This is a genomic window from Streptomyces novaecaesareae, assembly GCF_000716875.1.
In the GTDB taxonomy this organism is placed as follows: domain Bacteria; phylum Actinomycetota; class Actinomycetes; order Streptomycetales; family Streptomycetaceae; genus Kitasatospora; species Kitasatospora novaecaesareae.
In genome coordinates this window covers 1-15,730 of record NZ_JNWQ01000052.1, presented here as the reverse complement: position 1 = coordinate 15,730, position 15,730 = coordinate 1, and the positions used below count along the sequence as shown (strand labels likewise).

Sequence of the window (15,730 nt, the reverse complement as noted above, 5' to 3'; positions counted from 1 at the left end):
GGACGGGACGATCGCCTCGGGGGAGGCGGTCAGTCCCGCGAGGAGTCGGGGACGGAGACCGCGACGTTGGTCGCGGCTCCGGCGGAGCGGTTGACCACACCGGCCGTGCGGCCGGGGGCGTGGCGGACCATGCAGCCCGCGGGGCGGCCGCCCATCACGAACGGGCTGACGACCGCGTTGCTGTCGGTGCTGACCATCGATCCGGTGGCCGGATCGAGGAAGTCCATGGGGACCGGGTCGGCGTCGGTGGCGCGCTGCAGGATCCAGCCGCCCTCGGCGGCCGCCCGGTCGAGCTCGCGGCGCCACTGCTCCGGCGTGCTGAGGGCGCCGATGAGCACGCCCTGGCCGGCGAAGCCGCGGGCCGGCTTGAGGACGAGCGTCTCGCGGCGCCGCACGGCCAGGGTGAACAGGTCGACCGTGCTGCCCTCGTGCTCGGTCGTCCCGGCGACGACCCGGCGGGTCCACGGCAGCACCTCGTCGAGGAACGCGCGGTCCGCCGGTTCGAGCGGCACCGAGCCGTCGGAGAGCCAGGCCAGCAGGGTCTTGTCGGACAGCAGTGCGGAGGCGGGGGACGGCAGCAGCGCGACCCCGGCCCGGGCGGCCCGCTCCACCGGCTCCAGCGGCACGCCCATGCGGCGCCATTCGGACGGGATGAAGTGGCAGGACAGGACGGGGTGTTCCGCCTCCCGGCCGCCGTCCAGGTCCTCGGGCTCGACGAACGCCGCGTCGAACCCGATCGAGCGCAGGTGGTCGACCTCGATGCCGAAGTAGCGCGCGCCGGCGATGTTCTCCTCCCGGGCGGTGCCCAGGATGCCGACCTTCGACGGCAGGCCGAGCCGGGCGCAGACGTCGCGGTAGACCTCCGCCTTGGCGGCGAGCGGGTCCACGGCCCGGGCGGTGCCGGCGGGCCCGAGCAGCCCGGGGTAGAGCTTCGCGTAGCTGCGCAGCAGCAGGTGACTCTTCATCACGCCGCCGAGCGCGCCGCCGAAGTTGCACTCCAGGAACCGGGCGCGGCCGCCGCTGAGCAGCGCGTCCGGCCGGGCGAAGAGTCCGGCCGAGGCGGCTTCGAGGGCCTGGTCCCCGAACGGGCGGTACTCCTGCGGGCCGAGGCCGAGCGCCGCGGCGAGCCGGGTGGCGTCGGCGGCCCGGCTCCAGGCCGCGTGCTGGACGAGGCGCACGAAGCGTACGGCGTCCTCGGCGAGCCGGTCGTGCACCGCGGCGTCCAGGAGCACCGGCCGCAGGCCGACCGCCGCGCCCTCCAGGGCGACGGGGTCGTCCCGCAGGTCGTCGGTCAACTGCCGCGCGGTCCGCTCCGGGTCGGCAACAAGCAGGGCCATACAGGCACCTCCACATCATGCAGAGCGACGCGCCGGCCGGGCGGCGGCATCGGGGAATTCCGGCGGTCCGATAAATGCGCGGAGGCCGCCGTGGAGATACTTCACGGGAAAACTTGCGCGGTATCCGTGAGGACATTTCTGCGGTCGAATTCCGCAGTGGCTTCCGCGTATCGCCACTGTGGCATCCCGGGCGGCCCGGACGCCACACCTTCCGCTGGCACCACCCGGCCTTTGCAGCATGCGGCCATCCCTGAAATTAGCTCTGAACTGGGCTTTTGTCGAATCCGCCGGGCCCGCTCCGGCCTCCGACCCTGCCGTACGCGGCCCGCCCGCCGGCCCCGGGGCCGATTTTCCTTGACAGTCGGCAATTCGATGAATAGCGTCCTCGATGCCTACGAGACAGCGTTGCCGTCACCATTCTTCGACGCCGGTCGGCCCGTATTCCCAGCGGGCGCGTGGACTTTGTCCGCCCCACCTGAGCACCGGTCAGGCATCGTTTCCAGGACCGAACCCAAGGAGCGCCCATGCTGCACTCACCGCCGACCGCGGGCCTGCCGCCCGCCCAGGACATCGCCCCGGCCGAGGTCCACCCGAGGCTCGCCCGCCACCTGCTCGTCGACGGCTACCCGTTCGTGCTCGACCTCGAACGGAGCCGCGGCTGCTGGCTCGTCGACGCGGTGACGAACGAGGCGTACCTGGACATGTACACCTTCTTCGCCTCCAGCCCGCTGGGCATCAACCCGCCGGACGTCGTCGAGGACGAGGAGTTCATGCGGGTGCTGGCCGCGGTCGGCGCCAACAAGCCGGCCAACTCCGACCTCTACACCACGCACCTGGCGCAGTTCGTGGAGACCTTCGCCCGGGTGCTGGGCGATCCGGAGCTGCCGCACCTCTTCTTCGTCGAGGGCGGCGCCCTGGCGGTGGAGAACGCGCTCAAGTGCGCGTTCGACTGGAAGAGCCGGCACAACGAGGCGCGGGGCCGCTCGCGCGACCTGGGCCGCAAGGTGCTCCACCTGACCCGCGCCTTCCACGGCCGCAGCGGGTACACCATGTCGCTGACCAACACCGACCCGACGAAGACCGACCGCTACCCGGCCTTCGACTGGCCCCGCATCGACGTGCCCGCGATCCGCTTCCCGCTGGAGGACCACCTCGACGAGCTGGAGCGGGCCGAGGCACACGCCCTCGCACAGGCCGCCGCCGCGTTCGAGGCGCACCCGCACGACATCGCCTGCTTCATCGCCGAGCCGATCCAGGGCGAGGGCGGCGACAACCACCTGCGGCCGCAGTTCCTGCGCGCCATGCAGCAGTTGTGCCGCGACCACGACGCGCTGTTCGTCCTCGACGAGGTGCAGACCGGCGTGGGCCTGACCGGCGGCGCCTGGGCGTACCAGCAGCTCGGCCTGGAGCCCGACATCGTCGCCTTCTCCAAGAAGGTGCAGGTCGGCGGGATCATGGCCGGGCGCCGGGTGGACGAGGTGCCGGACAACGTCTTCACCGTCAGCAGCCGGATCAACTCCACCTGGGGCGGAGGCCTGGTGGACATGGTGCGCTCGCGGCGGATGCTGGAGGTGATCGAGCGTGACCGGCTGATCCCGCGCGCGGCCGTGATGGGCGGCTACTTCCTCGACGGCCTGCGCAAGCTCGCCCGCCGGCACCCCCGGCTGGTGTCCAACGCCCGCGGCCGCGGCCTCATGTGCGCCTTCGACCTGCCCGACTCGGCCACCCGCGACGAGCTGCTGCACCGGCTGCGGGTGGAGGAGAAGGTGCTGCTGCTGTCCGGCGGCGAGGCGACCGTACGGGTCCGCCCCGCGCTGACCGTCTCGGTCGACGAGATCGACGTCGCGCTGTCCGCGATCGAGCGGACCCTGAACGGCATGGCGAAGGAGGGAGCGGCCGTATGAGCACGCAGCTGATCGCATCCGTGGTCGACGGGAAGCCGCTGCCCGACGGCCACCGGCTGCGGACGTACGCCTCCACCAGCCCGGCGCGCTGCGACGAGGTGGTGGCCGAGGTCGAACTGGCCGACGCCGCGGGGTTCGTCGCGGCCTGCCGGGCCGCCCGGCGGGCCCAGGGCGCCTGGGCCGACACGCCGGCGCCGGTGCGCGGGCGGGTGATCGCGGCCGCGGGCCGGCTGGTCGAGGCGAACAAGGAGCGGCTGGCCGCGCTGGTCACCCGGGAGATCGGCAAGCCGTACGCGGAGGCGCTGGGCGAGGTCCAGGAGATCATCGACACCTGCGACTTCTTCACCGGCGAGGGCCGCCGGCTCTACGGCCAGACCGTCCCCAGCGAGATGCCCGACAAGCAGCTGTTCACCTTCCGCGAGCCGGTCGGCGTCGTGGCGGTGATCACGGCGGGGAACTTCCCGGTGGCCGTGCCCTCCTGGTACCTCGTCCCGGCGCTGCTGTGCGGCAACAGCGTGGTCTGGAAGCCCGCCGAGTACGCGGCCGCGTCCGCCCAGGCGCTCTACGAGCTGTTCGCGCACGCCGGCCTGCCGACCGGGGTGCTCGACATCGTGCACGCGGACGGCGCGCAGACCTTCGCCGGCCTGGAGTCCGCGCTCGCCGAGGGCTGCGTCGACAAGATCGGCTTCACCGGTTCGACCGAGGTGGGCCGGCGCATCGGCGAGCTCGCCGGCCGGCACCTGCAGACCCCGTGCCTCGAACTGGGCGGCAAGAACCCGATGGTGGTGACCGAGGACGCCGACCTCGACCTGGCCGTGCACGGCGCGCTGTTCTCCGGCTTCGGCACGGCGGGCCAGCGGTGCACCTCGCTCGGCACCGTCCTGGTGCACGAGTCCGTACACGACGCCTTCCTGGCGAAGTTCGCCCTGGCGGTCGAGCAGGCCGTGATCGGCGACCCGACCGGGGAGGTGCTCTACGGTCCGCTGCTGGCCGCGCACTTCGCCGAGCGGTTCGAGGAGTGCCTCGGCTGGATCGCCCCGCACCACACGGTGCACGGCTCCACGGCGCACGGGCGGATCACCGCCGCCCGGCCGCGCGCGGGCTTCGCCGGCGACCCCGACGCGGGCCTGTACTACCACCCGACCGTGGTCGACGGCGTGCGCCCGGAGGACCGGCTCTTCCAGGAGGAGACCTTCGGCCCGCTGGTCGGCGTCGCCGGCTACCGGAGCCTCGACCAGGCGATCGAGCTGGCCAACGCGCCGGGCTACGGCCTGTCCGCCGCCATCTACACCCGCGACCCGCAGGCGGCCTTCGCCTTCCGGCGCGGCGTGCGAGCGGGCATGATCAGCGTCAACAACTCCACCTCCGGGGCCGAGGCGCACCTGCCCTTCGGCGGCAACGGCCGCTCCGGCAACGGTTCGCGTCAGTCCGGCGTCTGGGTGCTGGACCAGTTCACCCGCTGGCAGTCGATGAACTGGGACTACTCCGGCCGGCTGCAGCGCGCCCAGATGGACACCGGCGTGCTCGAACCCGACCTGGGCTACCGGCTGCCGTGACGACAGGTGGGGTCGGGGCGCACCGCCCCGACCCCACGCCGCAACGGCTCCACGCCGCAACGGCCCCGCACCGAACGAGAGGGATCAGCCTGTGACCGAGAAGCAGGCGGACCGGGCCGCCCGAGCGGCGGTGGCCGTCGCGGCCGAGTACGGCCTCGACGTCACCCGGCCCGTCGTTCTGCGCGACGCCAGCAACGTCCTCGTACGGCTCGACCCGCTGCCCGTCGTCGCCCGCGTCGCCGGACTGATGGCCGGCCTGCGCGACGGCACCGGGGAGTGGCTCGCGCGCGACGTCGCCGTCCTCGCGCACCTGGACGGCCGCGACGCGACGCGCCCCTGCCCGCCACCGCTGCCGCCCGGCCCGCACCACCGGGACGGGCTCGTCCTCACCTTCTCGGCACTCGAACACCCGGACCCGGCGGCGACGCTCGACCCCGGCGAGGTCGGCCGGTCCCTGCGCAGGCTGCACGCCAACCTCCGCGACCTGCCGGTCCGGCTGCCGGCGCTCGGCCTGGTCGAGGAGGGACGCGACTGGCTCCGCGGACTGACACCAGGGTGCGGGCTGACGGCCGACGAGCTCCGGCGGCTGTCCGAACGCTACGACGAGGTCCGCGCGGCCGTCGCCGACGCTGCCCCCGCCGCCCAGCAGCTGCACGGCGACGCCCACGCGGCCAATCTCATGTCGACCCCGCGCGGGCTGGTGTGGACGGACTTCGAGGACGCGGCGTCCGGTCCGCCGCTGTGGGACCTCGCCTGCCTCGCCGCCCGGGCCCGCGCGCTCGGCACCGGCGAACGCGGCTACGACGCCGACTGGGCCGACGCCGCCGTGCGCGCCTACGGAGCCGACCCCCGGGACCCGCTGCTGGACCTGCTCGTCACGGCACGCACCCTCGCCGTGGCCGCATGGGGCCTGGCCGTCTCCGACGCCGCCCCCCGGATGCGGGCCGCGAGCCTCGCCCGCGCCGAATGGATCCTCGCGAACCCGACCGGCCGACGTTAGGCCCGCGCAACCGGGTTCACACAATCGGGTTCGTGCAATCGGCCAGCGCAATCCGGCCGAGCAATCGGGCCCGCGCAATCGGCTCGGGCAATCCGGCCGGGCAGTCGGGTTGGCGCAATCCGGCCCACGCAATCGGGCGCGCATTCCGGCGACACCGGAATACGCGCCCGGGAATTCCCTCCCGCCACGACATGACGGCCCGTCAGGAATGCTTCCATTCAAGCAACTTGCTGCTAATCAACGGCGTTCAGTGCGCGGCCAGCCAGCCGCACGCCATCGCCCTGGCTCCCGCCTCGAAACGACTGCGCGCGCCCAACTGCTGCATGATCTCCGCGGTGATCCGACGACACGTCCGCACCGAGACGCCGATCTTGCGGGCCACGACCTCGTCCGTGAAGCCCTCCATCATCAGCTGCACCACCGCCTGGTGCTGCGGCCCCAACTCGGGCTGCCCCGAGTCGCTCCTGGCCGGCGCACGCCCGGACGCGAACGGCGCGGCCTCGGCCCACACCCGCTCGAACAGGCTGGCCAGGGCCTCCACCACGCCGGCGCCGGTGAGCACGAGGACACCGCGGGTGCCCCGGCTCGGGTCCACCGGGACGAGCGCCACCGTGCGGTCGTAGACGATCATCCGCGGCGGCAGGCAGGCGACGGTGCGCACCTCTCCCCCGTGCTCGTCGAGCCAGCGCGCGTACGAGACGGTGGCCGGGTCGTTGCGGACGCTGTCGAGGTAGATGTACCGGACCCGGACACCGCGCTCCAGGGCCAGCAGGTCCAGCGGGCGGGCGGCGTCGAGCTGCTCCGGCTTCTGCGCGCCGCCCGGGGCGAAGACGGCGATCTCGTTCTCGCAGCTCATCGCCTGCTCCTCGATGTGCGCGAGGATCTGGTCGGCGCCCATCACCCTGATCGCCCCGCCGTCCGCGTCGGGCTCGCTCCGGGCCACGTCGTCGATCAGCCGGGTCACCGCAAGCCGCGAGGCGACCAACTGCTTCTGCAGCTCCAGCAGTTCGTTCTCCTGATGGAGCAGCAGCTGGCGCAGGCCGACCTCCGGCTTGACCATGCGAAGCTCACCGGACTGCTCGACGGAGGGGCGCACCAGCGACCGCCGCGCCAGATCGTCCAGGGCCGCGACGACCCGGTCGACCGGCCAGCCCAGGCGCTCGGATATCTGCTGCTTCCGCACGCCCGGTTCCGCCAGCATCTCCCGGTAGACGAGCTCCTCGTCCTCCTTCAGACCAAACAGGCTGAATTCCACTCTCTTGCCCCCGTTCAGGCGTACGTTCCGCCTTCTCAATCGCGGCCACCGTAACAGAACGCAGTGAAACCGCAACGAGTCCTGTCCTGATGCTGCAAACGCAACACGCTGTCAGCTCCGAAGGCAGACAACGGACCGGTGAGCGGGCAAAGCTGGGATCCGAACGCGGGGCCGGCGACGGCGGCATTCATCACCAATTCCCGAATTTCCCGATCTGAGACGCAGCGGAGGAATAGCATGTCCCGAATTTCCACGTCCACCCGATCCATCGGCGGCTGGGCCCTCGCGCTGACCGTCGGCGCCGTGATCGTCGTGACCGCCGGATCGGCCGCCGGCTCGACCGGTGGCGAGCAGCTGCGGGCGTCCGCCGACGCCTCCACCGTCCAGGTCTCCGGCATCGGCACCGCCGCCCCGCGCATCCTGACCGCCCCGGACAACACCTGGGGCGACTGAGCGAGCGCTGGACCACCGCGAGCTCGTCGTGTACTTGGTGCAGGTCCGGTTCGCCGCGCACGGATCGATGTTCGACGCCCGGGAGCTCGATCTCCGCATCCGGGACTGTTCGACGGTCGAGGACTCCCTCGAACACGTCTACGTGCAAGCGTGCGGACGTACCGCCGATGTCGTCCTCTTCATCGCCACCGATCGGGCCGGTGCCGCCGAGTCCGCCGGGACCTGCCTGGCCGCCCGCTGCGCCGCGGGCTACCCGCCGCACGCCGGCGTGACCGTCTCCCCCGGCCGGGTCACCCTCGCGCCCGACATCGCCGACGCCGTCTTACTCGACGACGGCTGACCGGCCGCGGCACCCGGAGCCTGTCTTCGAACTCCCCATCCACCCCCGACGACCCCGTGCGCACCGCACTGCGGAAGAGCTTCGAGGAGCACTGTTGGAAAAGTCATCTGCCGAGGTCCTGCTCCTGGGCTGGTACGAGCCGGCCCTGACGGCGCTCACCGAGCTCGGGGCCCGCGTGGTGAACGTCGTCGATCCCCGGGACCTGCACAAGGCGAGGGCGCTGGAGCCCCGCGAGGCCGTCCGGTTCATCACCGTGCCGGACACCCGCAGTTCCGAGGAGGTGGTCTCCGGACTCGCCCGGCACGGGCTCACCCTGGCCGCGTTCTCGCACGTCTGCTCGATGCGCGAGCTCTCCGTGGTGACGGCCGCCGTGCTGGCCGCGGCCGGCGGCTGCGCGAGCCTGGACGTGCCGACCGCGATCGCCGTACGGGACAAGTTCGTCCAGAAGCAGCTGGTGCGGGCCGCCGGGGTGCCGGTCACCCCGTGCCGGGTGGTCGACCTCCTCACCGACCTGGCGGCGGACGGCTGGGACCGCCCGGTGGTCGTCAAGCCGCTGGCCGGCGGCGGTTCCCGGGACACCCATGTGCTGGCCGACCCGGAGTCGCCGGCCCGCCTGCTGGCGGAGGCCGCCGAACCGCCGCGCGGCCCCTGGCTCGTGGAGGACTTCGTGGAGGGCACCGAACTCCACGTCGACGGGGTGGTCCGCTCCGGCCGGGTGCAGTGGTTCGCCGTCTCCCGGTACCTGCGCAACGTCATCGACATCAAGGCCGGCGTGCCGGTCGGCTCCGTCGTCCTGGACCCGGCGGGGCATGCCGGGCTGTACGCGTCGACGGAGTCGCTGCTCCAGCGGTCGCTGGACGCCCTCGGGCACCACGAGGGGATCTTCCACCTGGAGATGTTCGAGCGGGACGGGGAGCTGACCTTCAGCGAGTGCGCCGGCCGGGTGGGCGGCGGCATGATCCCGGAGTCCATCGAGCACCGCTTCGGGGTGGACCTGCGGGGCGAGTGGGCCCGCGCGGCCCTCGGCCTGCCGACGGCACCGGTGCCCGCGGGCCGCCCGGAGGTCTGCGGCTGGATGCAGTTCTCCGCTCCGGCGGGCCGGGTGGTCGAGATACCCGACCGGGAGACGGTCCTGGCGCAGCCGGGCTGTGTCCAGGCGGTCGTGAGCCTCACGAAGGGCGCCACCGTTCCGGACATGAGTGCGGCCTCGAACCTCAAGGCGGGCTCGGCGGTCGTGGTCGGGGACACCGAGGAGCAGGTGAAGGCCCGGATGCTGGCCCTGAGCGACTGGTTCGCCCGGTCGGTGAAGACCTCGGAGCAGACCTCGGAGCAGACCTCGGAGACGGCCTCGGAGACGGCCTCGGAGCAGACTTCGGAACAGACCGGGGCCGGGCCGGATCAGCCGTGTCGCACCTCGTGATCACCGCGGCCGCACGCCGGGCGCTGTCCGGGTTCTCCATGCTGCCGGACCGCGGTCCGGGCCGAACGCTGTTCTGGGCGACGGTGGTCAACACCGTCGGCACCGGCATGTACCTGACCAGCAGCGCGCTGTTCTTCGTCCGGGTCATCGGCATGTCGCAGACCCAGGTCGGACTGGGCCTGACCGTCTCCGGGCTGATCGGCCTGCTGGCCGGCGTGCCGGTCGGCCGGCTCGCGGACCGGAGCGGTCCCCGCCGGGTGTACCTGGTGATGCTGGGCGCGGAGGCGCTGGCCATGGCGGCCCTCGTCCTCGCGCGCTCCTTCACCACCTTCGTCCTGCTGTGTTCCTGCATCTCCCTGGCGGCGACGGCGAGCGCGGCCGCGCGCGGTCCGCTGGTCCGGGCCGTCGGCGGCGAGCGGCCGACGCACCTGCGCTCCTGCCTGCGCTCGGGCAGCAACCTCGGTGTGGCCCTGGGCGGGCCGCTGGCGGCGGTGGCCATCAGCGCCGGCACCCGAACGGGCTACGAGCTGCTCATCCTCGGCAACGCCGTCACCTTCGCCGTCTGCGCGGTGATGGTCGGCCGCCTGCCGCACGTGCCGCCGGTCGCGCCCAGTGGTGCGGACGGGCAGCGACGGGCCGGCGTGAGCCGGCCGTTCCTGTGCCTGGTCGGCATCAACGCGGTGATGATGCAGCAGTTTCCGGTCCTCCCCCTGGTGCTGCCGCTGTGGATCTTCCTGCACACCCGGGCCCCGCACGCGATGGTGGGGGTCATCGTGCCACTCAGCACCGTCCTGGTGGTGCTGCTCCAGGTGCGGATGTCCCGGGGGATCGACTCCCCCGCGGCGGCGGCCCGGTTCATGGCGCGCTCGGGCCTCGCGGTGCTGATCGGCTTCGCGCTGATGGGGTCCATGGCGGCCCTGCCCGGATGGCTCGCCTCGGCCGTCCTGGTGCTCGCCATGGTGATCTACACCTTCGGTGAGATCTGGTACTCCGCGGCGAGCTTCGAGCTGAGCTTCGCCCTGGCCCCGGCGGAGTCGCAGGGCCGGTACCAGGGCGTGTTCTCGATGGGATCGGGAGTGGGGCGGGTGGTCTCGCAGTCCCTGGCGACGCTGCTCTGCCTCGGCGTCGGCTTCGCCGGCTGGATCCTGCTCGGCGTCCTGATCCTCGCCGCCGGACTCGCGGCGGTGCCCACCACGAGCTGGGCCCTGCGGGCGGGCCTGGCCGACCCGCCCGCCCCGCCGTCGGGAGCGGAGCAGCTGCCGGCGAGCGCCCGGTGAGGCGGTGACCGGTCCGGGTGAGCGCCGCAGGTCTGCCCCCCCCTGACAGACCCGCGGCGCTCACTCGTCGCCGTTCGCCTGACCGCCCGTCACGTCCCATCACGTCCCATCACGTCCCATCACGTCCCGTCCGTCACACGCCGACCCACACCCCGAGCCGGTTCGCCCGGGGCAGCAGCGCCAGCAGTTCGGGCGAACCGCCCACGATCGTGGGGTGGCCGACCTCCTGGAGCATCGGCAGGTCGGAGACGTGGTCGCCGTAGGCATGGCAGTCGCCCGGGTCGACGGCGGGACGGCTGGCGAGCAGGGCGCGTACCGCCCGGCGCTTGCCCTCCCCGATCATCGGGGGCCCGACGAGTTCCCCGGTCAGCACCCCGCGCTCCGTCGCGGGCTCGGCGGCCAGCACATGGGTGGCACCGAGCTCCTCGGCGAGCGGGTGCAGGAGCGCCGCGAACGAGCCGGAGACCAGGGCCACTTCGGCCGAGGCCGCACGGTGGCGGTGCAGCGCGTCCACCGTCTCGCCGATGAAGAACCCGTGCTCCTCGCGGCGCCGCAGGTACCAGTCGCGTCCGGAGCGCCGGACGTCCGCGAGGCGCTCCCCGCGCCAGGCCGCGTAGTAGCGGCGGTTCGCCTCGTCCCGGGAGCTCCCGGCCGCGACGGCGGCGTCCAGGTCGGCGCGGACGGCGGCCGCGTAGCGCCGGCCGGCCTGGCCGTGGCGTTCCGCGAAGTAGTGGTCGAGGAACTCCAGGGGGCTCCGGCAGCGGATCACCGTCTCGTCCACGTCGGCGAAGACCAGGTAGCCGGCGTCGGCCGGCCCCCGGCGGGGCGGCGTCACCGTCCGGCCACCGCGGCGGCGTAGGCGTCCGCCGCCGGTTCGAGGCGCAGCGCGCCGTGCGCGGCGATGGTGTGCACGTCCCGCCAGCAGCGCTGGAGTTCGCCGCCGCGCTCGCGGCAGTGGATCCCGCCGGTGCGGAACAGCCGCTCGACGGCGGTGACCAGCAGGTCGACGGCCACGGCGGAGTCGCGGCGGTTGGCGGCGACGGCCAGGGCGAGGGCCGGGGCGTCGGCGGGATCGGTGCGGTCGGCGCGGTCCGCGGCGGCTTCCAGCAGCAGCCGGGCCGCTTCGGTCTCGGCGGCGGAGCGGGCCAGCGCGTACCGGGCCGCGGCGTCGGTCTCCAGCGGCGCGCTGTGCGGGGCGGGCCCGGTGGCCCAGTCGGTCCAGGCCGCGAGGGCGTGGCGGGCGGCGCCGAGGGCGGCCGCGGCGAGCAGCGGCGGGCCGCCGAGCATGGCCGGAAGGGTGTGGCAGTGGGCGCGCCCCGGTCCGGACCGGCCCGCGAACAGGTCGGCGAGCGGGAGGGTGCGGTGGCCGGGCACCCGGGCGCCGTTCACCACCACGCTGTTGCTGCCGGTTCCGCGCAGGCCGGTGGAGTCCCAGGTGTCGAGGATCGTGACGTCCCGGACGGGGAGCGCGCACACCCGGACGTCGGGCGGGGCGGGGCGGCCGGCCTCGCGCGGCCGGGTGGCGGGATCGGGGGCCTGTTCCACGGCGGCGAGCAGCACCCAGTCGGCGTGCTCGCCGCCGCTGACGCAGGCCCACTCGCCGTCCAGCCGCCAGCCGCCGTCCATGGGGACGACGGTGCCGGTGGGCGGCGTGAGGCCGGCGGCGATCCGGGTGTCCGGGCCCGATCCCCACAGGTCGCGCTGGCCCGGCTCGGGCAGGTAGGCGGCGAAGCGGCCGTGGGCCGCGTACAGGCCGGCGCACCAGGCGGCGGAGGCGCAGGCGGCGCCGAGCGCCGCCGTCCGGTCGACGGCTTCGCGGTAGGTGCCCTCCGTCCCGCCCCAGCGCCGGGGGACGAAGTGCCGCGGGAAGCCCGCGCCGGTCAGTGCCCCGGTCACGGCGGAGGAGAGCCGGCGGGCCTCGTCCGCCGCGCCGGCCTCGGTGGCGGCGAGGGCGGTGACCCGGGCCAGTGGGACGGGCGGCGGCCCGGCCGGCGGAGCCGGAGCCGGCGGCGCCTGGACCTCGGTAGCGGTCATGCTCGTGTGCCCCTCTCGGTCGACAACCCGGCCGGCAACTGGAGGAAGAACCGGAACGGGTGTAAAAATTCCTTCATGGAGGTATCTTTGTACCGTGATTCCTCGGTTCGGAGGTAGAGAGTGGTCCGCCAGGCTCGCGCACTGCGCACGCACGACCTGATAGTTGACGCTGCCGCGTCAGAATTCCTGCAGCGGGGGTTCGCGTTGGCCAACCTGCAGCGGGTGGCGGATCGGACGGGCCTGACCAAAGGCGCCCTCTACGGACACTTCCGGTCCAAACAGGCGCTCGCCGACGCACTGGTGGCGCACCTGGAGGAGGTGCTCGCCGAGGTGCTGACGGCGGCCACCCAGACGGCCGACGGCACCGCGGTGCGGCTGAGTGGGCTGGTCACCGCGATCGCCGAGCAGATCGAGGCCGATCCCCGCGTACGGGCCGGCCTCCGGCTGGTGCTGGAGGAGGGTTGGAACAGCGGCGAGGCGCCCCAGGTGCTGCAGAACATCCGCGGGATCGCGAAGCAACTCGCGGTCCAAGCCGACCAGCCCGAACCTGCGGCGGATCTCGCGGTGGTGGTGCTGCTGGGCGCCTGGGTGAACTCGTGCTGGCCCGATGCGGCGCACCTGGTCCGCCGGGTGGACGACATCCGGCAGCTGATTCCCGTCCTGTCCGGCCCCGAATGGTGACCGGGGTGCCCGGCCCGGAGCCCTGACCGGGGCGCCCGGCCCGGGGCCGTGACCGGGGTGCCCGGCGGATCGCCCGCCGGGCACCCGGCGGGTCAGGCCGTGGCGGCGCCGGGCACCAGCACCCGCTCCTCCACGGCCTCCAGGGCCTCCAGCACCTTCACGGCTTCCACGGCCGCCACGGCGTCCACGGCGTCCACGGCCCCCGGAAGGGCCCAGGTCATCGTGGCGGTCGCCACCCGGCGACCGGCCTGGACGGCGTCCACCCGCAGTTCCCCGGGGCGGCCGGAGTCGTCGTGGACCTGGAACTCGACCGGGGCGTACAGCTCGGCGAAGGCCACGCAGGAGACCTGTACGCCCGTCAGGACGGGCACCGGCCCCTCCGGCCGGCCACCCGCGGCCGGCTCCCGCATCAGCAGGTGGCCGAGCTGGCGGAAGCCCTCCAGCAGCACCATCAGCGGGATGTGGTCGGTCGGGTGGTCGAACAGCACGGCGTGGTCCAGGGCCGCGCGCATCTGCCAGGCCCGCTCGCAGCCCTCGGCCCGCTCCAGCACGCAGTCCCTGCCCCGCAGGCGGCCCACGTGCGCGGCGGGCAGCCGGCTCCCCGTCCTCGCCAGGGCCTGCGCCCCGGCCTCGACGGCGACTCCGGCCCCGCGGTTGCGCAGCACCCGGTAGCGCTTCGCGTCCAGCGCGATCACGGAGATCGAACCGCGGCCGCAGGCGCGCCCGGCGATCCACAGCTCCACGTCCACCCGCAGCGAGGTCCGGTGCGGCGGCTGGCTGCCCAGGTCGGTCCAGCGGGCGTGCAGCACCGGCTGGAGCGGCGTGGCACCGACCCGGAGCAGTTCGGGCTCGGTGATCTCGAAGTCGAAGTCGCTGCCGACGAAGCAGTGCGTGAACGGTACGCCGTAGTAGGCGTGCGTCAGATAGACCATCGACTGGCGGATGGTCTCGGCGAAGAGCAGCGGATCGGCGTGACCGTCGCCGTCCGGGTAGTACAGCGCGTGGTCCCTGGGCCACTGGGCGGCGACCAGGAACCGGCCGTCGCCCAACGGTCGGGCGTCGGTGAGGAAGACCTCGGAGACGGCTGCGCGGTGGACGAGGTGGCGAGGAACCGTCTGCTGGTAACTGAGCGGAAGGTCGGGGTCATCAGAGGTGCTTGCGGAACCGTCGATCTCACCGGCTAGCGGGTCATGACTTGCTCGCATAACTTCCCCCCGGGGTCAGCTAGCACACGCCGCAACCGCTGCGACGCGATGTCTGTTCCGCGAGTTAGAATAAACCTTCGGGAAGGTATTCTCAACGCCTGTCCGGCCACGAGGTGGCCCGGCACAGGCCGAGGGCTCAGCCGCACGCGCAAGGAGAGGTCCACAAGTGGCCACACATCAGGAAAGCAGAGACAGGCACCGCACGGTGACGAATGCCAAGGGAGCACGGCTCAAGCAGGACAGGGCCCTCCAGACCCAGCAGTCCGTGCTGGAGTCCGCCGCCGCGGTCTTCGCCGCCAAGGGCTTCCCCGGCGTGACGATCCTCGACGTCGCGGAGCACGCCGGCCTGACCAAGGGAGCCGTCTACTTCCACTTCGCCAACAAGGAGGCCCTGGCGGAGGCCGTGGCGCAGGAGTTCTACCGCCGGCTGCCGCTCATCGTCGAGCCGGCGCTCCAGCTCGGCCTCCCGCCGCTCAGGACGGTCGTCGAGGCCCTGCAACGGACGGCCGACGCCTTCCGGGACGACCGGGTGATCCAGGCGGGCGCGCGGCTGCAGATCGAGCGCGCCTACATCGGGGCCACCCTGCCGACGCCGTACGCCGACTTCGAGGCCCTGCTCGCCCGCCTGCTCACTCAGGCCGACGAGGCCGGCGAGCTGCGGTCCGGGCTGTCACCCGAGGCCTACGCCCGCATCCTGATCTCGGCGTTCTTCGGCGCCCAGCACATCTCCTGGGTGCAGAGCGACCGCCAGGACCTCAAGGAGCGCGTCACCGAGATCGTCGACGCCGTCCTGCCCGGCCACTCCCCGGCCGGCTGATCCGCCGTCCGAACCGCCGGCTGAACTGCCGGCTGAACTGCCGTCCGGACCGCCGGACAGCACGGAGCAGACCCGGGTGTCCCGGGCCTGCTCCCCTTGCGCGTGCCGTCGTTCCGCCGTGCCGCTGTTCCTCGGTGTGGTGGGTGAACCCGGCCGCCCCACCGGGGCGTGGGGCGGCCGGGTGGCTCAGAGGGCCCCGGAGGGGCCGGTCGGCTGCGTCTGCGCGACGTCCCAGTGGAGTCGGAGTTCCTCGAATCCGCGGGCGATGACCAGCCGTTCGCGCACACGCGCGTCGGCGGGCCCCAGGCGCAGTCCGGGGAGTCGGTCGAAGAGCAGCGGTATGGCGATACGGAGTTGGAGGCGGGCCAGGGAGGCGCCGAGGCAGGCGTGGATGCCGCGGCCGAAGGCCATCTGGTGGCGGCCCGGCCTGTTCTGGAGGGTGAACGCGTCA

14 protein-coding genes and 1 pseudogene are annotated in these 15,730 nt (G+C 73.3%); 9 read left to right on the top strand and 6 right to left on the bottom strand.

From position 1 onward, the window contains the following. Window positions 1-29: 29 nt before the first annotated feature. The gene (locus OP86_RS20365; protein ID WP_030059274.1) at window positions 30-1,337 is read right to left on the bottom strand and encodes a hypothetical protein; all 1,308 of its coding nucleotides are present in this window, start codon (window positions 1,335-1,337) and stop codon (window positions 30-32) included. A gap of 524 nt (window positions 1,338-1,861) precedes the next feature. On the opposite strand from OP86_RS20365, the gene lat reads away from it, so the two are divergent. From lat to OP86_RS20350, 3 genes are all read left to right on the top strand, one after another. Further along, window positions 1,862-3,241: an L-lysine 6-transaminase gene (gene lat / locus OP86_RS20360; RefSeq protein ID WP_051830323.1), complete on the top strand. Its 1,380-nt coding sequence runs from the start codon at window positions 1,862-1,864 to the stop codon at window positions 3,239-3,241. Continuing rightward, window positions 3,238-4,797, top strand: coding sequence for an aldehyde dehydrogenase family protein (locus OP86_RS20355; RefSeq protein ID WP_030257578.1), 1,560 nt, complete (start codon window positions 3,238-3,240; stop codon window positions 4,795-4,797). Before lat ends, OP86_RS20355 begins: the two co-directional genes overlap by 4 nt. A gap of 91 nt (window positions 4,798-4,888) precedes the next feature. Then, on the top strand, window positions 4,889-5,797 hold the full coding sequence (locus tag OP86_RS20350) for a phosphotransferase (protein ID WP_051830322.1): 909 nt from the start codon (window positions 4,889-4,891) through the stop codon (window positions 5,795-5,797). 247 nt (window positions 5,798-6,044) lie between these two features. Here OP86_RS20350 and OP86_RS20345 read toward each other — a convergent pair whose 3' ends face one another. Continuing rightward, entirely contained in the window at window positions 6,045-7,052 is a 1,008-nt protein-coding gene (locus tag OP86_RS20345) for a hypothetical protein (protein WP_234434943.1), read from the bottom strand. 237 nt (window positions 7,053-7,289) lie between these two features. Between OP86_RS20345 and OP86_RS20340 the strand changes: the two genes are divergently transcribed. The 4 genes from OP86_RS20340 to OP86_RS20325 all read left to right on the top strand — a co-directional run bounded on the left by OP86_RS20340 (window position 7,290) and on the right by OP86_RS20325 (window position 10,542). After that, a complete protein-coding gene (locus OP86_RS20340) occupies window positions 7,290-7,505 on the top strand; it encodes a hypothetical protein (protein WP_030257573.1) in 216 nt (71 codons plus the stop codon). A 28-nt stretch (window positions 7,506-7,533) separates the two neighbouring features. Further along, window positions 7,534-7,845: a hypothetical protein gene (locus OP86_RS20335; RefSeq protein ID WP_030059280.1), complete on the top strand. Its 312-nt coding sequence runs from the start codon at window positions 7,534-7,536 to the stop codon at window positions 7,843-7,845. A gap of 94 nt (window positions 7,846-7,939) precedes the next feature. Continuing rightward, window positions 7,940-9,265, top strand: a complete 1,326-nt coding sequence (locus OP86_RS20330; protein ID WP_051830321.1) for a hypothetical protein — start codon at window positions 7,940-7,942, stop codon at window positions 9,263-9,265. Further along, on the top strand, window positions 9,250-10,542 hold the full coding sequence (locus tag OP86_RS20325) for an MFS transporter (protein WP_051830320.1): 1,293 nt from the start codon (window positions 9,250-9,252) through the stop codon (window positions 10,540-10,542). Before OP86_RS20330 ends, OP86_RS20325 begins: the two co-directional genes overlap by 16 nt. Before the next feature lie 133 nt (window positions 10,543-10,675). Here the strand turns inward: OP86_RS20325 and OP86_RS20320 are convergent, their stop codons facing one another. Together OP86_RS20320 and OP86_RS20315 are read right to left on the bottom strand one after the other, a co-directional pair. Continuing rightward, the gene (locus OP86_RS20320) at window positions 10,676-11,377 is read right to left on the bottom strand and encodes an HAD family hydrolase (RefSeq protein WP_030059284.1); all 702 of its coding nucleotides are present in this window, start codon (window positions 11,375-11,377) and stop codon (window positions 10,676-10,678) included. Continuing rightward, complete coding sequence (locus OP86_RS20315) at window positions 11,374-12,576, bottom strand: acyl-CoA dehydrogenase family protein (RefSeq protein ID WP_063832421.1); 1,203 nt, start codon at window positions 12,574-12,576, stop codon at window positions 11,374-11,376. The genes OP86_RS20320 and OP86_RS20315 overlap by 4 nt, the downstream gene beginning before the upstream one ends. A 120-nt stretch (window positions 12,577-12,696) precedes the next feature. Here OP86_RS20315 and OP86_RS33710 point away from each other — a divergent pair, with 120 nt between their 5' ends. Next, window positions 12,697-13,257 (top strand): TetR/AcrR family transcriptional regulator, encoded by a 561-nt coding sequence (locus OP86_RS33710; RefSeq protein WP_078588750.1) that lies wholly within the window; start codon window positions 12,697-12,699, stop codon window positions 13,255-13,257. A gap of 92 nt (window positions 13,258-13,349) precedes the next feature. Here OP86_RS33710 and OP86_RS20305 read toward each other — a convergent pair whose 3' ends face one another. Then, a complete protein-coding gene (locus OP86_RS20305; RefSeq protein WP_078588748.1) occupies window positions 13,350-14,462 on the bottom strand; it encodes a ScbA/BarX family gamma-butyrolactone biosynthesis protein in 1,113 nt (370 codons plus the stop codon). Window positions 14,463-14,667: 205 nt separating this feature from the next. On the opposite strand from OP86_RS20305, the gene OP86_RS20300 reads away from it, so the two are divergent. Then, the gene (locus OP86_RS20300; protein ID WP_033332678.1) at window positions 14,668-15,279 is read left to right on the top strand and encodes a ScbR family autoregulator-binding transcription factor; all 612 of its coding nucleotides are present in this window, start codon (window positions 14,668-14,670) and stop codon (window positions 15,277-15,279) included. A gap of 186 nt (window positions 15,280-15,465) precedes the next feature. Here the strand turns inward: OP86_RS20300 and OP86_RS20295 are convergent. After that, window positions 15,466-15,730, bottom strand: a pseudogene (locus tag OP86_RS20295) (hypothetical protein); the annotation flags it as partial.